The sequence below is a fragment of the Umezakia ovalisporum Ak1311 genome, assembly GCF_029891685.1.
Classification (GTDB): Bacteria; Cyanobacteriota; Cyanobacteriia; order Cyanobacteriales; family Nostocaceae; genus Umezakia; species Umezakia ovalisporum.
On sequence record NZ_JANQDJ010000054.1, the window covers coordinates 64,623 to 83,788 of the forward strand.

Annotated in this window: 14 protein-coding genes and 1 pseudogene; 1 reads left to right on the forward strand and 14 read right to left on the reverse strand. The window is 37.3% G+C overall.

Features of this window, described 5'->3' with window-relative positions:
• Positions 1-85 precede the first annotated feature (85 nt).
• Positions 86-820, forward strand: coding sequence for a phosphoadenylyl-sulfate reductase (locus NWP25_RS10590; RefSeq protein WP_280650324.1), 735 nt, complete (start codon positions 86-88; stop codon positions 818-820).
• 323 nt (positions 821-1,143) lie between these two features.
• On the opposite strand, the gene NWP25_RS10595 is transcribed toward NWP25_RS10590, so the two are convergent.
• The 14 genes and pseudogenes from NWP25_RS10595 to NWP25_RS10660 all read right to left on the reverse strand — a co-directional run.
• The gene (locus NWP25_RS10595) at positions 1,144-2,292 is read right to left on the reverse strand and encodes a phosphotransferase enzyme family protein (RefSeq protein WP_280650325.1); all 1,149 of its coding nucleotides are present in this window, start codon (positions 2,290-2,292) and stop codon (positions 1,144-1,146) included.
• A gap of 257 nt (positions 2,293-2,549) precedes the next feature.
• Positions 2,550-3,731 (reverse strand): AGE family epimerase/isomerase, encoded by a 1,182-nt coding sequence (locus NWP25_RS10600; RefSeq protein WP_280699340.1) that lies wholly within the window; start codon positions 3,729-3,731, stop codon positions 2,550-2,552.
• Positions 3,732-4,138: 407 nt separating this feature from the next.
• Complete coding sequence (locus NWP25_RS10605) at positions 4,139-6,229, reverse strand: serine/threonine-protein kinase (protein WP_280650327.1); 2,091 nt, start codon at positions 6,227-6,229, stop codon at positions 4,139-4,141.
• A gap of 81 nt (positions 6,230-6,310) precedes the next feature.
• Positions 6,311-8,077: a PP2C family protein-serine/threonine phosphatase gene (locus NWP25_RS10610; protein ID WP_280699342.1), complete on the reverse strand. Its 1,767-nt coding sequence runs from the start codon at positions 8,075-8,077 to the stop codon at positions 6,311-6,313.
• A gap of 23 nt (positions 8,078-8,100) precedes the next feature.
• A complete protein-coding gene (locus NWP25_RS10615; protein WP_280650329.1) occupies positions 8,101-8,646 on the reverse strand; it encodes an FHA domain-containing protein in 546 nt (181 codons plus the stop codon).
• 73 nt (positions 8,647-8,719) lie between these two features.
• Positions 8,720-10,117, reverse strand: a complete 1,398-nt coding sequence (locus NWP25_RS10620; RefSeq protein WP_280650330.1) for a vWA domain-containing protein — start codon at positions 10,115-10,117, stop codon at positions 8,720-8,722.
• Positions 10,118-10,191: 74 nt separating this feature from the next.
• On the reverse strand, positions 10,192-10,575 hold the full coding sequence (locus tag NWP25_RS10625) for a hypothetical protein (protein WP_280650331.1): 384 nt from the start codon (positions 10,573-10,575) through the stop codon (positions 10,192-10,194).
• Between the two features lie 89 nt (positions 10,576-10,664).
• Entirely contained in the window at positions 10,665-12,119 is a 1,455-nt protein-coding gene (locus NWP25_RS10630; protein ID WP_280699345.1) for a vWA domain-containing protein, read from the reverse strand.
• Between the two features lie 43 nt (positions 12,120-12,162).
• Positions 12,163-13,506, reverse strand: a complete 1,344-nt coding sequence (locus tag NWP25_RS10635) for a serine hydrolase (protein ID WP_280699347.1) — start codon at positions 13,504-13,506, stop codon at positions 12,163-12,165.
• Positions 13,506-14,378: an ARC6/PARC6 family protein gene (locus NWP25_RS10640; protein ID WP_280699348.1), complete on the reverse strand. Its 873-nt coding sequence runs from the start codon at positions 14,376-14,378 to the stop codon at positions 13,506-13,508. The genes NWP25_RS10635 and NWP25_RS10640 overlap by 1 nt, the downstream gene beginning before the upstream one ends.
• A gap of 142 nt (positions 14,379-14,520) precedes the next feature.
• Positions 14,521-15,510 (reverse strand): RAD23 family protein, encoded by a 990-nt coding sequence (locus NWP25_RS10645; RefSeq protein WP_280699350.1) that lies wholly within the window; start codon positions 15,508-15,510, stop codon positions 14,521-14,523.
• A gap of 20 nt (positions 15,511-15,530) precedes the next feature.
• Positions 15,531-16,802, reverse strand: coding sequence for a vWA domain-containing protein (locus tag NWP25_RS10650; protein WP_280650336.1), 1,272 nt, complete (start codon positions 16,800-16,802; stop codon positions 15,531-15,533).
• Positions 16,765-17,850, reverse strand: coding sequence for a hypothetical protein (locus tag NWP25_RS10655; protein WP_280687557.1), 1,086 nt, complete (start codon positions 17,848-17,850; stop codon positions 16,765-16,767). The genes NWP25_RS10650 and NWP25_RS10655 overlap by 38 nt, the downstream gene beginning before the upstream one ends.
• A gap of 110 nt (positions 17,851-17,960) precedes the next feature.
• Positions 17,961-19,166 (reverse strand): annotated as a pseudogene (locus NWP25_RS10660) (hypothetical protein); the annotation flags it as partial.

Sequence of the window (19,166 nt, forward strand, 5' to 3'; positions counted from 1 at the left end):
AACTACAAATTTATTCCAGAAATATTCCAGTGCAACATCTCTACTTGGTAGAATTCAGGGTGAGATCCAAGGGAACACTAAAGATATGGTATCCACCCACACGAATTTAAATATTTCCGCCATAGAAGCAGAATACAGTCAAAGAACACCAAGGGAAATTCTCAAATTCGCCCTAGAGAGTTTTAATAATATTTCCATTTCCTTTAGCGGGGCTGAAGATGTTGTCCTGATTGATATGGCATCCAAAATTACTAAAGAATTCCGTGTTTTTACACTAGATACCGGACGGTTGCACTCGGAAACATATCAGTTCTTGGATCAGGTAAGACAACATTATGGCATTAAATTAGAAGTCCAATTTCCAGATACAGCTGAAGTACAAGCTTTAGTAGAAGAAAAGGGATTGTTTAGTTTTTACCAAGATGGCCATAAAGAATGCTGTGGGGTTCGGAAAGTCAGACCATTACGCCGCAAACTCAATACCCTTGATGCTTGGATTACGGGACAGCGCAAAGACCAAAGCCCCAGTACCCGCAACTATATACCTGTTGTTGAAGTTGATACTGCTTTTTCTACCCCAGACCATCAATTAATTAAATTCAACCCTCTAGCAAACTGGTCTTCTGCACAAGTGTGGGAATACATCCGCGCTTTAGATGTACCTTACAATAAACTACACCAACGGGGTTTTATCAGCATTGGTTGTGAACCCTGCACTAGACCTGTATTACCCAACCAGCATGAACGAGAGGGCCGTTGGTGGTGGGAAGAATCCACTGCGAAAGAGTGCGGTTTGCACATTGGTAACTTACCAAAATAAACTACTACATTCCCATCCCTGGTCATGAATTGACACTCCCACCTCCTCTTCACAAAGGTAGGTTTTTTACATTGTCCCCAGGGCTAGACTTGAAAGACAAGGGGGTGAAAAAACACCCCTTTAAGAGCTATTAAAAGCAATTGATGGAGAAAAAAAGATGGGATGGGAATAAGCCATCTTTTTAAACAAATGCCTTTGCCATTAAGTAAATCAGCGATAATGGTGGGTAATCCTTGGAGAAAACAAGAAATTTCACCGCCACTTTCCCGGACAAAAAAGGGTTTGGGGGGCTGATGACCAAGAGGAAATGGATGTGCAGACCTCTAACCTGTGCCTTGGCGGATGGGTTTTGGCTCCCTGGATTTTTCTATAATTTGGCAAATCTTGGTTTCCTGAGACTCTATGCTCTCAGTGAGCTTAAACTGAACTAATGCCCTGGCTAAGTTGTGTTCTGGATGCTGAATTTTAAAATAGACATTCCCGGCTAAATAGTCAGTAAAAAATCTGACCCCCAATTCAAAAGCAATCAAGCGAATGGCAGCGTAAATGTAGTGATAGTCATTCTCTATGAAAAAACCTTGAGCAACATTAAGATAACCCTGTAAAATACCTTGACACAAGTCAGTATCAAAATACACTGTTTCCCATTGCTCTGTTTCTTCTCCAGCGGGATTGCAACCTGATCGCAAACAATCACCAATATCGTAATGCACTAGTCCAGGTTTCACAGTATCTAAGTCTATGACGCTAACTGCTTTTTGATTTTCAGTATCAAACAACACATTATTAATTTTAGGATCGCCGTGCATTAGGCGCAGTGGCAGTTTGCCTGTAGCTTTAGCATCTTCTAAAATATTGGCAAACTTGCTGCGTAGCTGGCCACCATAGGTATCGCTGACAAATTTGAAGCAATAATTAACCTCTGGAGATGAGCGCCAGTTGGCTTTGGCCACCACTTTCTCATAGTTCTGAAGATAAAGAGGTGTAATATGAAATCCTGGTAAAGTATCCGCGAGTTTTACTGAGGGTAAATCACTAATTAAATTGTGGAACATCCCCAAAGCATAGCCCACTTGTTGAGCCTGTGAATTGTCTAACAAAGTATCGAAAGACTGAGCATTTTCCACAAAGCTCATAGCCCGCCAGCATCCACCATTGTCATCTTCCCACAAGTCTTGAGTATCGTGAGTTAATAACACACGGGGAAACTCCCAGCGCCCATTAATTGGGGTGCGTTGTAGGCGATGGCAAATATGATCCGTTAAAGTACGCATATTCTGCATTACAAGTTGTGGCTGGCGAAACACCTGAGTATTAATGCGTTGCAGGACAAAATGTTTACTCCCAGGGGCATCCACAGTTACCAAGAAAGTATCATTAATATTACCATTCCCTAAGGATTGAATGCCGGTCACCTTTCCTTGAGAGGTAAATTGTTCAGCTATTGCAATTAAATTGATTTGTTTTGTCATCTTCCTTGACCTGCACTACTCCCCACACACATTGCACAAAGGCCACAGGGGATATGGTAGCCTAAGTTTCACATCAGCACAGGACAAAATAGATTTTCAATCACTGAGGAATTGCGCCCAAGGCAACAATGGCCTGGAACCGGCTACTTCTAAGCATTCTTTGGAAAAATCCCACTCCAATGCAATAAGATATGGTATTTTCTGTGCTACAGATATTAATATTTGCTACATCTGACCATATTTTTGTTATTTAAATCTTACACAGATTTTCCAGCCAAAGCCTCAAACTGCATCCAGCAAAGATATAACCCACGGGGTACATGAAAGCAGCCCTTCCATTTACCACCTTTGAGATTTAACAACACATCCCCACGGCCATTGAGATAGCCGAACCACTCACCGTGTTCTGGATCAGGAAAGTGTGACCAAGTATAACTGTGCATCTTTTGATACCATTGCCAGCACAGGTCACGCCCCGTCAAACCATAGGCCATGGCCAAAGCCACCAAAGACTCTAAATGTACCCACCACAACTTTTGGTTCCATTCCAATTGCTGTGGAGGATGACCATCTGCATCCATAAAATAATACAACCCGCCGTATTCATTATCCCAAGCAAAATTGAGAATATTTAGCACCACATCAACAGCTTGGTTAATAGTATTAGTATCCTTTGTCCGCTTGGCGATATCCATAATAAACCACATAGCTTCAATACCGTGACCAGGATTAATTAACCGCCCTTCAAAGCAATCAATCTTGGAACCATCAGGGGCAACATTCTCATACATCAACCCTCGTTCCAAGTTGAGAAAATCCCTCATTACCTCATCAACAGTGCTAGCCAATACATTGTCCAGGGTTTCACTCGGTAGCAGCCATTCCATTTCCAAAGTCAAATTAGCTAAAATCATGGGTACAGCCAAAGACTTCATCGGGCGTGTGCCAGCATAAATCTTATTATATTTACCTTTAGGATTATCCTGGCGACGCAACACATTGTTGTAAGCTTGCATTGCTACGTCCTTAGCCCAATCTTCCCCAGAAGCCAAAGCATATTGGCTAAATGCCATAGCCGCAAAACAATCAGAAAATATGTTGTAAGGTTGCACTAGGGGCTTACCTTCACGGGTAAGGGCAAAATACCAGTTACCATCAGCATCTCTGCCATGTTGCGCCAGAAAATCAGCTCCATTTTTGGCAATTTTCAACCAATTATCCCGTTTTTCTAGGCGATTATACAGCATTGCAAAAGTCCACACCTGACGATTTTGCAACCAGATAAATTTATCTGTATCATAAACCCCACCTTCACGATTAATACAAGTAAAATAACCACCATGCTCCCAGTCGAGGGAGTATTTTTCCCAAAATGGAAGTACGTCATTGAGGAGAGCGTTCTTATACAGTTGAGCCAGAGCTTGTAAATCGTACTCCATATATTCACTTTCCTTGTGTATCAAAACCAATAATTTAATTATGTTGACTGTTGACTGTTCAAATTGTGAATCAGTGATACAAAATTTGAGCAATTAATGACTCTATTCTTAATAGACAATGAACTTTATCTGGGTAAAACGCAAAAATTGTAAATTTTTATTGCAGGATTCAACACTTCTGTTTAATTATTCTAAGTTAGAGACGTGTCGGACAGAGAATATAGACTTCCCCATCAAATAGTCAGTTGAAAACCGACCTCAGCTATGGGACTCCCCAAAGCGCTACTAATTCATTCCCCGGCTCCCCAACCTCACATAAGATTTGGAACACAAGGAGGTATTGTAGACAAGGAAGTTATGCCTGTTATAAAAACAGGGAGTAGGGAAGAAGAAACAGTCAACATACTCTAAATCTTCATACCAATCATTTGAAAAGCCTGTTTAATTTCTTCGGCTAATGAATATTTTTGTTGCTGTGTATAAAGTTCCACAGCCAAACGATAAGTGGACAACATTTCTCTGAAATGTTGTACTTGATTATCTTTACCTCTAATATTTAATAAAACCCAACCTAAGTTGTGATGAGCTTCTGCATAACTTGGTTGTAACTGAATAACTTTTTCCAGATAAAAGCGGGCTTTTGTCCATTCCCCTAACTTTCCATACAAAGTCCCTAGACGAAATAACACAAAAGGATGATGAGGAAACTTTTGATTCTCAGCTTCGTAAACTTGAATTGCATCTCGAAAATTTTCTAGATGTTCCTGGGTAATTCCCTGATTAATTATCACCCATTGAGGGACTTGTAATTTACGACTTCCTTGCTCAAAACTAACAAGGGCTTCCTTCCATAGCCCTTGTAAAGCTTTTCTCCAACCTTCAAGTCCTAAAGCAAAAGCACTATCAGGTACTTGAGTAATAAATTCTTGTATCCGTCTTTCTACATCCTTTGATTGCTGGGTAACCACGGCTTTTTCTAAAGCCTTAATTAAATAAGGATACACCCATTGCTGTAATATTTGAGAATTTCGAGATGAATTTTCTTTAGACTTAAAAATTGCTTGTGTAGCCGCACGAATTGCTAACTTCCATTCCTCTTGATTTACAGCTATCCATGCTTGTAGTCCCAAAGCAAAAGTGCAATTACTATCTAGTTTCAAAGCTTGAGTAACAGCTATTTTTGCTGCTTCCCAATTACCACATTTACCCAAAGCCCAAGCCAAATTAGCCTGAATCCAGGTTTCTTGGGGAGCTAACTTCCCTGCTTGTTGCAAATTTTTCATCCCTTCTGACCAATTGGCAACACGGCAATTAACCAGCCCTAAAACCCCATATCCCCTACCATCATGTGGTTGTAATTGAATTGCCTTTTCAGCAGCAATTCTAGCTTTATTATCGTTAACATGAATTTGAATTAATGCCAATTCTACTGCTGCTTCGCCATGGTTTGGTTCTGTTTTTAAATAATTTTCATAAGCTTGAATAGCTGCTGTTAATTCACCTTGTTTGACTAATTCCCGAGCTCCTTTTTGGCCAGGAGAAACAAAGTTGCCATTTAAAGCATTAATTAATTCATCGGCTGTTTGGAATCTCTCTTCAACTCTAAATTTCATCCCCGTCAAAATCACTTTTTCCATTAAAGGACTGACATGAGGACACAATTGGCGAGGGGGTATCAATGTATCTGATATAGCTCTGTCTGTAGCAGCAACAGGTAACTGTTGAGTTAATAATTCATACATTGATGCACACAAAGCATAAAAATCTGTGGCTGGCCAACGCTGACTACGGTAACTATACTGTTCAAGAGGAGCATATCCTGGTGTTAAAGTGACACTCATTTCCCGAGTTTGCCCAGCAATAAATTCTTTTGTAGCGCCAAAGTCAATTAATACTGGTCTATCTTGGTCATCAATTAAAATATTATCTGGTTTAATATCTCGATGTAATAACTTTTGTTTATGAACTATTTTTAATGCTTCCGCAATTTGAATAAAATAATGTTTAATCCGATGTTCTGGTAGTTTACCTTCTTCCTTTAAAATTTGATATAAACTTTTGCCATTCAAAAATTCCATCACTAGGTAAGCTGTATTATTCTCTTCAAACCATTCATATACTTTCACAATATTACTATGGGTACATTGTGATAAATAATTAGCTTCAATTTGAAAGTTTTGCAACTGTTTTTGACGCTCAACTGGAGTGATGGAATGAGGCCAATATACTGTATTTCCGTTTCTAGCAGCTTTTTCTGGCCAAAGTTCCTTAATAGCTACCTGGGCTGAATTTTGTAAAAACACTCCTTTATAGGTGATGCCAAAACCACCTTCTCCTAAAACTTTTTCTATTTGATATCTTCCTTGTTTTAAAGTTGTCCCTGGGGGTAATTGATAAGTGGATAAACTAGAAGTAGAAGTTAAAGGAGAACCACAGGCGACACAATTAATTGTGTTGTCAGGATTTTCAGTGAGGCAAGTAGGACATTGAATAGTCATTAGCAAATATAAATAATAAAAACTCAATGAAAATCTTGTAGTGCGGGTACACATGGCTAGGCTCAGTACAAATGTTACTGGCTACAACCCTAGTTCACTAAGGTAAAATTTGCTGTCAATATTTTTTTCTACACGACATTTTAAGGCTAGGAGAGTTGCGTTATCAGATGCACCCCTTTGTAATACTTTTTCAATGCTTTGATCTACAGATAATTGTAAATCTTCATGAGGATTAAATATTTCTAATAGTTCATTTTCCCTCACTAAATCCCAAACTCCATCAGAACATAGTAGTAAAATATCTTCGTTCTCGAGTTTCATGGCTAATTCTTGATTTGTACGGCTTAAATCTTGAACATAACCATCGCTTAGTCTTTGTTTTGCACCTAAAAATTTTGTCAGTACATTTCGGTCTGGATGGTTAATACTTTCTTCTAGAGTAATTTGACCACTGGCTACTAACATAGCAATCAGTGAATGATCTTCACTTAACTGACGGATTTCTCCTTGGCGCAGCAGATAAATTCGACTATCTCCCACATGGGCAATCATTAACTGTTGAGCCATAGCTAAAATGACACTTAAGGTAGTTCCTCCATCTTGGACATAGGTGGCTACAGATTCATTGACTTTTGTAAATAATGCAATTAACCATTCATTGCGTTGCTCTGGGGTTTTCAAATTAGGGGAAATACGTTCTTCCAGCACTATTTGCACAGCTAATTTACTGGCTAGTTCACCTTGAGACATTCCTCCCATCCCATCAGCGATAACTCCTACAATCATGGTTTCAGTATCACTTAATTGCTGTTGTCTAACTCCATAGTTATCTTCATTATGTAATCGATGAGTTGAAAGTCCTACAGTGGAGCGACTGGCAATATTCCACTGAATTTTCACTGTGCTAACTTCTTGACGAGTTTCCACTAATATGCCCAATAGTTGAGGTAAAGCAAATCTTTCTTCGGGAATTGGCGACAGGGAAATTTTGAGAATTTGATAAATCTGAGGAATGGGGCGAATTTTTACCTCAATAAACTGTCCTTGGGGTAAAGTTTGTTGGTGAATAGCATGATATAGTAGTGCCCCTACAGTATAGCTACCCATGGATTCATGAATATGATTTTTACCATAGGCAAGTTCAGGGGCACAATAATCTCCCAATAATCCAGAGGGGAGTATTTCACCCACTGGGTAAGCACTAGTTAAATCAAAAAACTGCATGGGAGTTCCTATTTGCATTAATTGAGGAACAATGGAAATAAAACACCAATTGCGTTGATGCACATATCGTAAAAATTGGCAGACTTGGCCAGTCATAAATAAAGATTCTTCTAAGGAATGCTCTATTTTTAACCAAGTTGCTAATGTTTGATCTTCCTCTGGGAGGGCGGTTAGCAAAATGAGTTTATTGGTGGATGAGTTAGAGATGATTTCTTGTTCTGGATAATATTCTTCCTCTAAATAGTTAGATTCGCTAACCACTAATTCCCGGTTATCTTGGTGATTTTCTATTTCTTCCGGCTGTTTATCTTTTGCCTTGTCCTTCCCTGGCTCAAGGTTAATGATTACAGATTCCGCTATGGTGTAAGCTAGAAGTTCAGCAACCATTTTATAATCGCCGAGTATTTCCCTTAGTTGTAATTCTCGGCTGAGTCCGCTTTCAATTTCGCCTACCCGGAGCAAACCTAATTTACCTGTTGCTAAAATATTAACTTTGAAGTAATAAACATCGGTGATAAATTCACCCAGATAGGATAAAACTTCTAGGTTAAAATTTTCTAGAGTCAAGCTAGTATTGAGTTCAATTACTAAACTATTAGTGGTGTCTATGGGCAAAGAGGACATAGGGACTTTCCATTATTATATTTTTAACGAGTTTGGAATAAAAACCGAACTTTACCAAAGGCAATTTCATCACCGGAACTTAAAGTTTCAGGTCTGGTAATTCTGGATCCAAAGCGAGTCTGTCCCACGGATTTAATAAAAATACCATTTGTAGAGCCGAGATCCTTAACTTGCCAAACTCCCCCCTGTTGGTATATTTGTCCATGGTTGCGTGAAACCGTTTCACCACCAAAAAATGTTTCTAGGTCAATATCAACAGGCCCTGTATCTGAGTCAAATATCCCCACAATGGCATTACTATCTAAAATAAATTCTGGAACTGGGGAATTGGTTTGTTTACTAATGAGCTTGGCGGTTGTACTAGTGGTAGCTACGGTGGGAGGAATGGGCTCAGGTGTGGGATGGTGGGGTTGTGGTATTTGTGGGGATAATATTTCTGTTTCAAAAACAGTAGATGCTGGTGTTGTTATGGCTGGTGTTGTTATGTTTTGTAGTTCTGAACCACAAGCACCGCAGAATTCTGCATATTCTGGGTTTTGATCATAACCACAGCTAGAACAGGTAATCATTGGATATAAGTCCTTTGTGAGTTAAGTGGATAAATGTAAATAAATGTCATTGGTCAGGGTTATTGATGTGTGGTTAGGTCCCTGTTAGTTTCCGCATTTCTGTTTCTGAAAGTTGCTCGTTAATGTCGTTATTCATTTTTACAGTTTTACCCTTGGCTCCCATTTTCACGGTTTTACGAGTTCCGGCAGAAATTTTGCGGGTTTTGCGTAACTCGTCTTGAGCGCCATTGAGAGATTCGGCCATTGCTTCGTTACCAATTTTCACTGTCATCCGTCGTGCGGTGTCTAAGAGTTGTTCTGCTTTTTGAGGATTTTGTTCAGCAATTTTTGTAGCTTGGTTAATAATGTTGGCAATATTGCACTGTTGAACATAATCCATTACCTCTTGATCTACTTGTGCTGCGCCTCCTTGACCAGGGACAAATTGCACCACTACATTTTGAGGCGGTAACTCACCACGTAGTTTTTGTCCTGGAATATCGTAGGTTAAGCCCAGTTGAGCAATGCGAACACGAGATGTAGGGCGGCTATCCATGCTGAATTCAAGAATAAAGATAGTTTCATCGTTACCAGCTGCATTACCAAGAGGATGAGGATCTTGATTTAAGGGAAATTCCGCTTGGGTAGGGTAGGCGCGAACAATGCGGCTGAGTTCTACACCTTTAACAGTTTTGATGGTTAAGGCTAGGTTGGTGATAACTTCTTGTTGGGCTTGGGTGTATTCATCAATGATTTTGCTGGGTAAATCTAAAATAGAAACTTGAGTACCAATGGCATTTCCGGGAACAATATAAAGTAATGTCCCACCAGTGGAGTCACTGAGATGAGTCAGTAAGTCTTCGTTGAAATCTTCCCCAACTCCTAAAGCAGTAATGGGGATGTTGTGGGTAGCAAAATCTGATGCAATAGTTCGACATTGATCATCGTCAAATGTTTGACCATCGGTAAATAAAAGGGTACGGCGCACGGTCATTTGTTGATTGCTTAACATATGTAAAGCACGGCGCAAACCTAAACCCATACGAGTCCCACCAGAAAAGTTGCGGAGTTTAGCGATCGCATCTTGTAATTGGTTGATTTCTGTAGCACTGGTTAAGCCTATAATCTGGGAAGCCGAATCATCAAACTGCACTAAGGCCATGCGATCGCTTGGTCCTAACCTGCCAGAATCTATTAAGGCTAACAAGGACTCGATAACAATATCAATTTTCGATTTACCTCCAGTTACCTCCATATATTCCTTACCGTCAACTGTATAATTATTACCAGTAGGAATGCTATGTCCCGCAACTATTTCATACATTGACCCACTGGTATCAATGACAAAAGTAAAAGTAGTGGAAGGAGGAATAGCAGCTACATCTTTTGTGGGTCGCAGTTTCAGCATGAGAAATAATTTTTGTCCGGCTGTGTCCGCAGGCATAAATTCCCGATGAGGGCGAAGGGTTAAATTCAGTACATTTGGTATCATGGTTTTTTTTATTAATAACTGGGAAAATCAGTAAATTGTGGTAACTTGTCGTAAGTTATTAAATTTCGTCAACATCAGCAAAAATTTAAAGTCGGTAACATTCCTAATTGGGGTTCTATATCTAATAAATTTGGAGTGATAATAGTAGGAATTTCTTGATTTCCTTGTTCATCTAATTGTTCAATGTTTGCTTCTATTAGTAAAGGTAAATTCAGAGTAATATTGCTATTTCTAAAACCTTCTTTAATATCTTGTATCCAAGTCTTAATGATTTGATTGAGGTGGCTATCTTTGATAGCACATAAGCTTTGGTTTTGCATATCTATTCGCAGTTTTTCACGTAGTTGTTCATTAAAAACTTGCTCAGGGTTATTTTCTTCCTGGGGCAGTAAATCCAAAATATAAGTATATTCTTGCTCAAAACCTTTGACACTGAGAGAAAATTTATATTTGACCATGAAATTTTTCACCTCACAAGTTATAACTATGAATAACTATCAATGAGGACAATACTGACATATTTCACCAAGGCTCCTTACTTCTTCTTCTATTCATTCACAGCAGAGGATTTTACTTCTAAGGTGATGTTCCCAAACTTACGTTTATCGCCTATATTCAGTTGTTGCATGAGTTTTGTCATATTTTTTTTGGCTGCATATCTTTCGTCAAATTCCATGATAATATCATCTTTTTCTCTGTAAATTTTAGCGGTAATAGGTGTAAAACCTGCGGAAGCATTTAAAGGTATTTGGGCATCAAAAGAACTACCAATTAAGATTGGTTTTTTGCCTAATAAATATGATGTTTTTTCCGTGGATGTCCAATGTACTAAAAGATAGGGTTCTTGACTTAATTGTTTTTGTTCCACCCAAGCAATCATTAAACCAATAAAAAAACCAAGAATGGATGTACCCCATAAACGACCAAAAATATCACCAAAAGCATTAGCAGCAGTTACAAAACCTATAGCTCCGATAGTACCGCCAACACCACCACCAAATAAAGCATTTTTTAGTTTAAGATTAGGGACAAAAAACTGGGTTCCACCTCCCACTAATGCTCCTAATATCACCCAACCAATTATTCTGCTGAAGTGTTCTAAAATAGAAATACTAGACAAAGGAAAAAAAAGTAATTGACTCACTGAACCCGCAATCATACCTGCGGCGAGACTACCAATGGTGCTAACGCTTCCTTTACCCACTGTTAACCAAGGACGGTGCATATATTGGTTTTGTCCTACAATGAGGGACAAGGAAATTCCCATGGCTAAAAATGCTGTCCAAGCGCCAATGCGTAGGACGGAGTACAATAAACCATAATCCCCTGTAGCACTAGATTCCACTAATTGTTTGTAAATTGCAGCTTCAGCATTACGAAAGGCTTGGTCGAAGTTACCAGAGTCGGCATAAAATACCAAAGATTCATCCCCTGTCAACTGTGTTAAATAATTTATATCAGCATCTCCAGTTGCTACAGCAATTAAGTTAATTTTCTCATTTCTCGCCACTTGAGCTGAGTTATAGGCCAGATCGGGGTCATTTGCTATACCGTCAGTAAATAAGAGAATATTAGGCTGTAAGTTAGTGGATTGTAATTCTGCTACTGCTGCGTCTATCCCTTCAGCCATTGGAGTACCACCATTTTCTGATAAGGAAGTGATGGCATTTTCAAGGGTGGTGACATTATTAGTTAAAGGGGTGACAGTATTAACTTCTAAGCCAAAACTAACCACAGCTAACTGGTCTTGGTCTAAATTACGACGTTGTATGAATCTAGTTGCAGCAGTTTTTACCTCTGTCAACTTACCGTCAATCATACTTGAAGAAGTATCAATTAACAGCACAATTGCTTGGGAAGTTTGTTCTCCAGCTGGCGCTAGCTTAGTTAAAGCTAGTAATGGTTCTCCCAATAACATGGCGGCCATTAAACACCCCATTGCGCCATATATTGCAAATAGTAGGGGTTTATTTCGTCTCAGGATTCTAAATATCTTTTGCATTTTCCAGATAAACCTCAAAATAAATTTACAAACCAATCAAACTTTAAATAGCCTTTTCTTTAGTTATCTGTTCATAGACCCTACGTGATATTTCAGGAAAAATTTCTTTATCTTGATAAAATCTTGGGTCATCCCCAAAAATTACTAAGATATATTTATGTTTGCCATCTGGACTACCTATAATGGCTGCATCGTTACGAGTCTTTGAATTCCAACCCATTTTTGATAAAAAGTAAGTATTTTCTTGTAAACCTTCACCCAAAAAACCTTCAATGGCATTAAATTGTTTATTTTGCCAATCTTCTTTTTTTAAGCTCCTTTTCAAAAGAGTTTTCATTTCACGACTATATTGTTTAGATATTGATTTTTCTTGCTCAATCTCTAGCAGTAAACGAGCAACATCACGAGTTGTAGTATAATTCCTTATGGGAACAGGATAAACTTCATTTTTACGTATTTGTAAATCTCTACCCATAGGACTATGATTGTCACTATAAGAAATAGGAAATAACTTCTGGCTAATATTTATTGGATCATAACCAGCTTTTTGAAAAAATTTATTTAAAGAGAGACGCTTCTGATACCATTTCTGAAATTCATCGCCACTTAATTTATCGCCAGATTGTGTTCCAGTAATTTTATCTACTATTAAGCTAGCAGACTCATTATCAGAATCTTGAATCATCTTATGTACAGCTTTTTGAGGTATTTCTGTTACATATCCTTCTTGATATAGTCCATATAAATATACCATCCAGAATAATTTTATAATACTAGCGGAAAATCTTGGTGTACTATCTGAATGTCCAGCATAGTTACAACATTGATGACTATTTACATTAATTAAACTTATAGATAAATGTTCTGTGTAAATATTTCTTTCACGAACATAATTTACAATATCGTTAACTATGCTTTGCAGTTCACCATCATAATTATATCTATTTGTTTCTTTATTGGGTGTATAACTTATTTTCGACTTTACTTGTTTATAATCCTCCCGTGGAATAAAACTTATATTTGGGTTGTACATTATGTCATAACTATTATCATTTAGCCTTGTAAGTAGTTGTTGTTCCTGAGATGATTGATAAGTTCTTATTGTTGGTTTACTTTCTGTTGTTGGTAAGGGTTCAACAGGAGAATACAACGGAGACGGAGACGTAGACAGAGACGTAGACTGAGCCTGAGACTGAGTAATTTTAGGTCTATCAGAAACCGGAGGAATTTTAGCTTGAGAATTTTGCCTTTGAATAACTTTATCTATTAATAGTCCAAAAACTATTAGTGTTGATAATAAAACCACACAGGCTAAAGAAAATCTTTTTAAATTGATAGACATTTTCTTTTTAAGAATTATTTTACGGACTTTAACATTTTTATTCATTAACTTACCTTCTTGTAATCGTAAATTTTCCAAATCCCATTTTCTTTTTCAAATGTGTAGATAAATTCACCACGGTAAGGACCTGAATTTTTTTTGTCAATTCCATTCTTACCATGAAGATATAATTCTTCAAAAATTTTTACTTTCATATATGGTCTTTTACCTGAATTAGAAAAATCTATTATTTTTGTAATTTCAGATTTTTCATAGGTATAGTAAGCATTATTATTCTCTAACCAAGCAACTGGTCCATTAGGTTTAGTAGTAAATGAATAGAGCTTACCTGTAGTTAATTCTTCCACTAAGCTAGTATCATAAGGTGGCCCAAAAATTTGAGGTTTAGCTGCATACCAATTTTGTACTATCTCTAATGCTTGTTTTTGAGAAATATCATGTACTGGTTCAGCAGGAGATACAGGAAAGGATGGAGAGGGACTATAGGAAGGAGTTCGTCGTGGCTTGGGGATTGAGGAACCAGTGGGAGTGACATTAGATGTATCAGTGGTTGTAGCTACAGCAGGTTGGGGGGAGAAAGTATTTGCAGAAATTTCATTTGAAGGGGAAGTTACAGGGGCTGGAGTAGAAGATACTTCAACGCTACTTAATGTCATTTCTAAATCAAATGTTCTTAAACCTTGAGGTGCAGAAACTTGAATAATATATTTTCCATTTTTAGGTAATTCCGTAGTTTTAATAATTTGGTTATCTGGTGTATAAACCCAAAGACAAATATCAGCATTAGTGGCGTAACTAAGTTTTTGACCTGAATTTGCATCAAATTTATAACCCATAGATTTAGTGGAACTAACTTGACCAGATGTTGTTAGTTTCTTATCATTCAGCTTAATTTCTTCTACATCTTCTTGAGCCAAAGAAACTGGTGGTTTGTCTAAACAACCAGCAGATGATGAATTTAATGCTGGTTGAGTGCATCCGTATATTGTTAATAGTGTCCAGCAAATAGTTAGTTTTTTCATTAACTTAGTCAACAATAAAGTAAACATATTTTAACCATCAAGGTGCTAATTTACGGTTAAATAACCAACTGTCAGTATCGTCATTCCATATTAAATAAATCCGCTTTTTACCGTCTTCATAAATTCTTCCACCCTCCAGCACATAGGATAATTCAGCATCTACTACAGCTTTATCAGTATTTTGATCAATGAGTTTAATATCACCAATATTTATTTCTGTCACACTATTCCACCATTCTTCATATTGAGAAGAACTACCAGAAATACTTTGAAATCCAGGAGAAAGACTATTCCATGTTTGCTCATATTGACGATTTTTAAGGGCTATGTAATAATCTCTGACAAAATCATCTGCATTTGGACGTAATTTAGATTCTGTTTGAGAATCAATTACAGGCTCATTAAAATCTGGAAGAGATGGTACAGATAAAGGAACTAAAGTTTCAGATGGTACAGATGAAGGATCTGGAGTTTTAGATGCTACAGGTGCAGGAACTGGAGTTTTAGATGGTACAGATGAAGGAACTGAAGTTTTAGATGGTACAGGTGCAGGAACTGAAGTTTTAGATGGTATAGGTGCAGGAACTGAAGTTTTAGATGCTACAGATGCAGGAATAGATAGTTTTGTCACACTCTTTAAGTTCATTGTTAAATCAAAACTAGTGGAATCTTTGGGTGCAGAAACTTGAATAATATATTTACCGTTAATAGGTAAAATAATAGGTGAAACACTGCTCTCAATTAACTCATTATCTGGGGTATAAATCGAAATACAAATATTTTGATTGGTTGTGTAAGATAGCTGTTGCTTTGAAGTACCATCAAAACTGTATGCTAATACTTGATTCCTCGAAATTATTCCTGATTCTGTAATAGTTTCATTGTTAAACACAATAGGTTTAGTATCTTTACCTTCCAGAATTTGTGATTTGGTAACACAATCAACTTTAGTTTGGTTACTGATTTGAGCACAAGCGGCAATTACTAAAAGTGGTAAACTAGTTAAGGACAAAGTTATAATTTTCATAAAGTTATTTCACAGCAAAATTAATCCTGTAGAGCTTCTTGTTTTAAAGCTTCCCCCCAAAAGTAAAAAGGTAATACCCCAGCAAATACCATGGCCAATAAAACACAAATAAGCATTATTAGCCGCACCATCAAAGGAAGCGATCGCCCAAATACAGTAATTCTGTAAGCTTTGGGTGGGGACTTAACAGACTCACCTCTTGGAATATTCACAACAACTTGCACATCATGTTTAGCACCACGCTCTGCATTGGGTTGGGTATAAGTAATTTCGTATTCCCCCAGTAAAGCATTAAGAAATAGTTGGAGATTTTCAGCGATAGCTTTTGCATTTCCAGAAAATTCAGTAATTCCCCCGGTTAAACTAGCGATTTCTTGCAAGCGCTTTTGATCTACAAATTCTGACTCTGGAACCTTACCACTAGCAAGGTCAGCACGGTTAGCTGGTCTACCAAGTTTATATTTTTGACCCAACTCTGTTGGTGTCAAGCCATAGCCCAAAGTATGAACAGTAATCAGAGGATTATTTTTCAAGAGTTTCTTTAAACCTTCAAAATCCTGGTTTTCATTTATTTGATTGTGATAACCATCAGAGAGCAAAATAATTGAACGTCTGGGTTGCGGTGCATCAGAATTTTCCGATGTATCAAAATTTTCATCTTCACCATTGGCGAAAAACCTGATTGCTTGATTCAAGGGTGTGTATAGGTCAGTAGAAGCACAGGGAGTGGTTTTTGCCAAGTAATCGAGGTAATTTTGTAACTTAAAATCCTTAGCACCAAAAAACTTACCCAGAGTCTCGTTATTCACAGGATAGCCTTGACAATTACTACCAGATTTGCCAAAAGGAACAATGGAAATTTGTGTATCTCCCCCACGTTGGCTTAATACTTGAATAAATTGGCGAACTGCATTAATTGCACCTGTAATTTTTTTTGTCCCCCCACGATCCAACTGATTCATACTGCCACTAAAATCTAGTAACACTATAATCCAAGCTGGAGGGGGAATAGTTTCTTCAGGGCTTTTCCAATCTTTAGTGGCAAAGGGAACTTCTTTTTCATCTACAAGTAATTTAAAATTTGTATCTTCTAGACCCATCACTGGTCTATCTGCTGAATTTTTAACTTTAATGCGAATGGTTACTCTATCATCTTTGACCCTGGGATTATTGACAATTTCTGCAACATTTTTTGCGACATTATTATTTGCCCAACTAGGAGAAGCTAAAGAAGCCACTAGGAGTATAGATAAACTAAGCTTGTGGGTCAAGGAAGCGATTGTAGTAGACAAAACGGTAGATTTTTTCTTCATGGTTTCCGTCTATATTGACTGTGTGAAAGGTCAAAAGGTAATTATGTTTTAGTAAAGTTGGTTTAGCAGAAACTAACCGATAACCATTAATTTCAATAAAAGAAATAAACTGCTGTGTAGGAACTAGATAAACTTCACGATTATTGACAACTAACTTCGCCATTTGGGGGGCTAATCCAGGGAGATAAATATGTGATTTTTCCACATCACAACCAATTTCGATTGTACCAATAGTTGGTAATTGAATTGACAAACCTTCTTCAATTTCATCAGTTTCTCCATCACTGACAAATCTCAGGATAGATTTATCTATATAGGGCGATTTTTTTTTCAAATCTTCTAATTGCAGTTGGTCATAATCATAGTTAAACTCTGTATACTCAAAACCGGTACCAGCTCTTAAAGCACCTACATAGCTAGGAGAATTGGTAATACTAAAAACCAACCCTAACAACATCCCTAAAATAGACACCCCCAAGGGGTCTTCAATATTTCTCAATCCTGTGGGTACTTGACTCAAAGCCATGCGAATCAACTCAAAAAGTACAGCCGCCACTAAACTAGCGCCACTAGCACCAGCGCAACTAGTTATTAAACGTTGACGAAATCGTTTTGGGTCTCCCGCTTCTATGGTATGCCATCGCCAACTCAAACCTTCAGCAATTCCCACAGAAAAACCAATTAACAGCCAACTAAAAGTTCTAACAATAGGACTAGGAACACTAATTATTGGTAAAAACAGAATTTGAGAAATAGTCCCAGCAATTAAACCAGCCATAGTTCCTAAACCCAGGGAAATTAGTAAAGGAATTTTGGCAGTGCGAAGGTTGAGTTTATATCTAGTGGGGTTGCTAATAAATATTTCATTCATCACCATTCCAACAGCGAGAGAAATAGCAATGCAAGGAAACAGGGCAATTTCAGGAAATTGTGGTAACAATCCCAAATCAGTCAGGAAAAATTGTCCCACATTCCAGCCAATTAAGGCTGATGTTAATCCAGCTAATATGTAAAGGTAAATTCTCATAGTTTATATTCATTTAATATTTGTTGGCATTTATCAGCACTGACTTTAGTTAATATTGTTAGTTGTTGAAAGAGCTCACCAATTTTTATCTCCATTTTTTATCTCCATAATTAATTATTTTTTTTGTTCAAATTTTCCTTAATTTCTTTTTTTAGTAACTTATATGTGTTGCCATTGGGTACAATATATCCAACTGGGTTTATTTTACTGTTACCCTCCTGAGCCTTCTTCTTCTCATATAAATATATTGCTTCAGATAATTTTCTTCTTTCAATGCCTTGTTCTAACTTTTCTCGCTCATCTTGCTGCGAACCTTGATTTACTTTAACTATTGAATAGTCGAAATCTAGACCTAAAATGTTTTTAATTTCACCAAGAACGTCTTTCCCTTTAAATTCAGGCTCCTTCTTAAGTTGTTCAATTGCAGTTATAGTTTTACTAACATTTTTGGTTTCACTTGCTTTTATTATTCTTTGTTCTTCATCTTTTGTTATCTCATATACTGGAGTCATAACAGGAGTAGGAAAAAATTGAGAACCCATCCAAAAGCTACCGCCAGATAATATGATTGAGAAAATAATCACAACTTTAATTGGCACAATGTACCCCCGGAGAAAAAAATCAACAACAACTCCAATCAAACTTACATCTCTCTTCAGAGTCAACCCTAAAAATGTGAATAAATATACTTTATTCTTAGGATTAGGACAAGCTCGAAGAAATACATTTTTAGGAACCTTACCCCTACTGATTTGATAAAAGTAAGCAGATAACGGATATTCTCTCAATAACTCAAATAACTGTGCCAAAGGCTCATAATCATCAATTCCATAATGGTAACCTTGGGTAATTTCATTCCAATAGTAGATGATTTTTTCCCAAGGTACTTCTTTAAACTTGAAACCATCAATGGGAAAAATAAGTTTATTACTTACTGTCCTAGTTTGGAAAGAGTGATAAATTAATTCTAAATTGTAGCGAACATCATTAATAAAATCATTGCGACATACATCCCAAGCTCTATGTTTTGTAAATAAACAACAGAAAAGTTCTGGTGTAATATCTCCTTGTAGTAACTTAGGTACTAGCAACTTAATTCCTTCAGTGAGTTTATCTTTAGGAAATTGGCTACAAATAGCACTTTGAAAATTAAAAGAAACAACTTGATGTTCATTACCACTCTTACCTAATTTCCCATTTAACCAATTTAAAAACTCTGGTAGGGTTTCTGGAATCACCATTGCCCTCAAGGTCATTAACCGCACTATTTGAGGACTATAAATTTTTTGGATTATGGCTGTTTTAGCTCCTTGGGC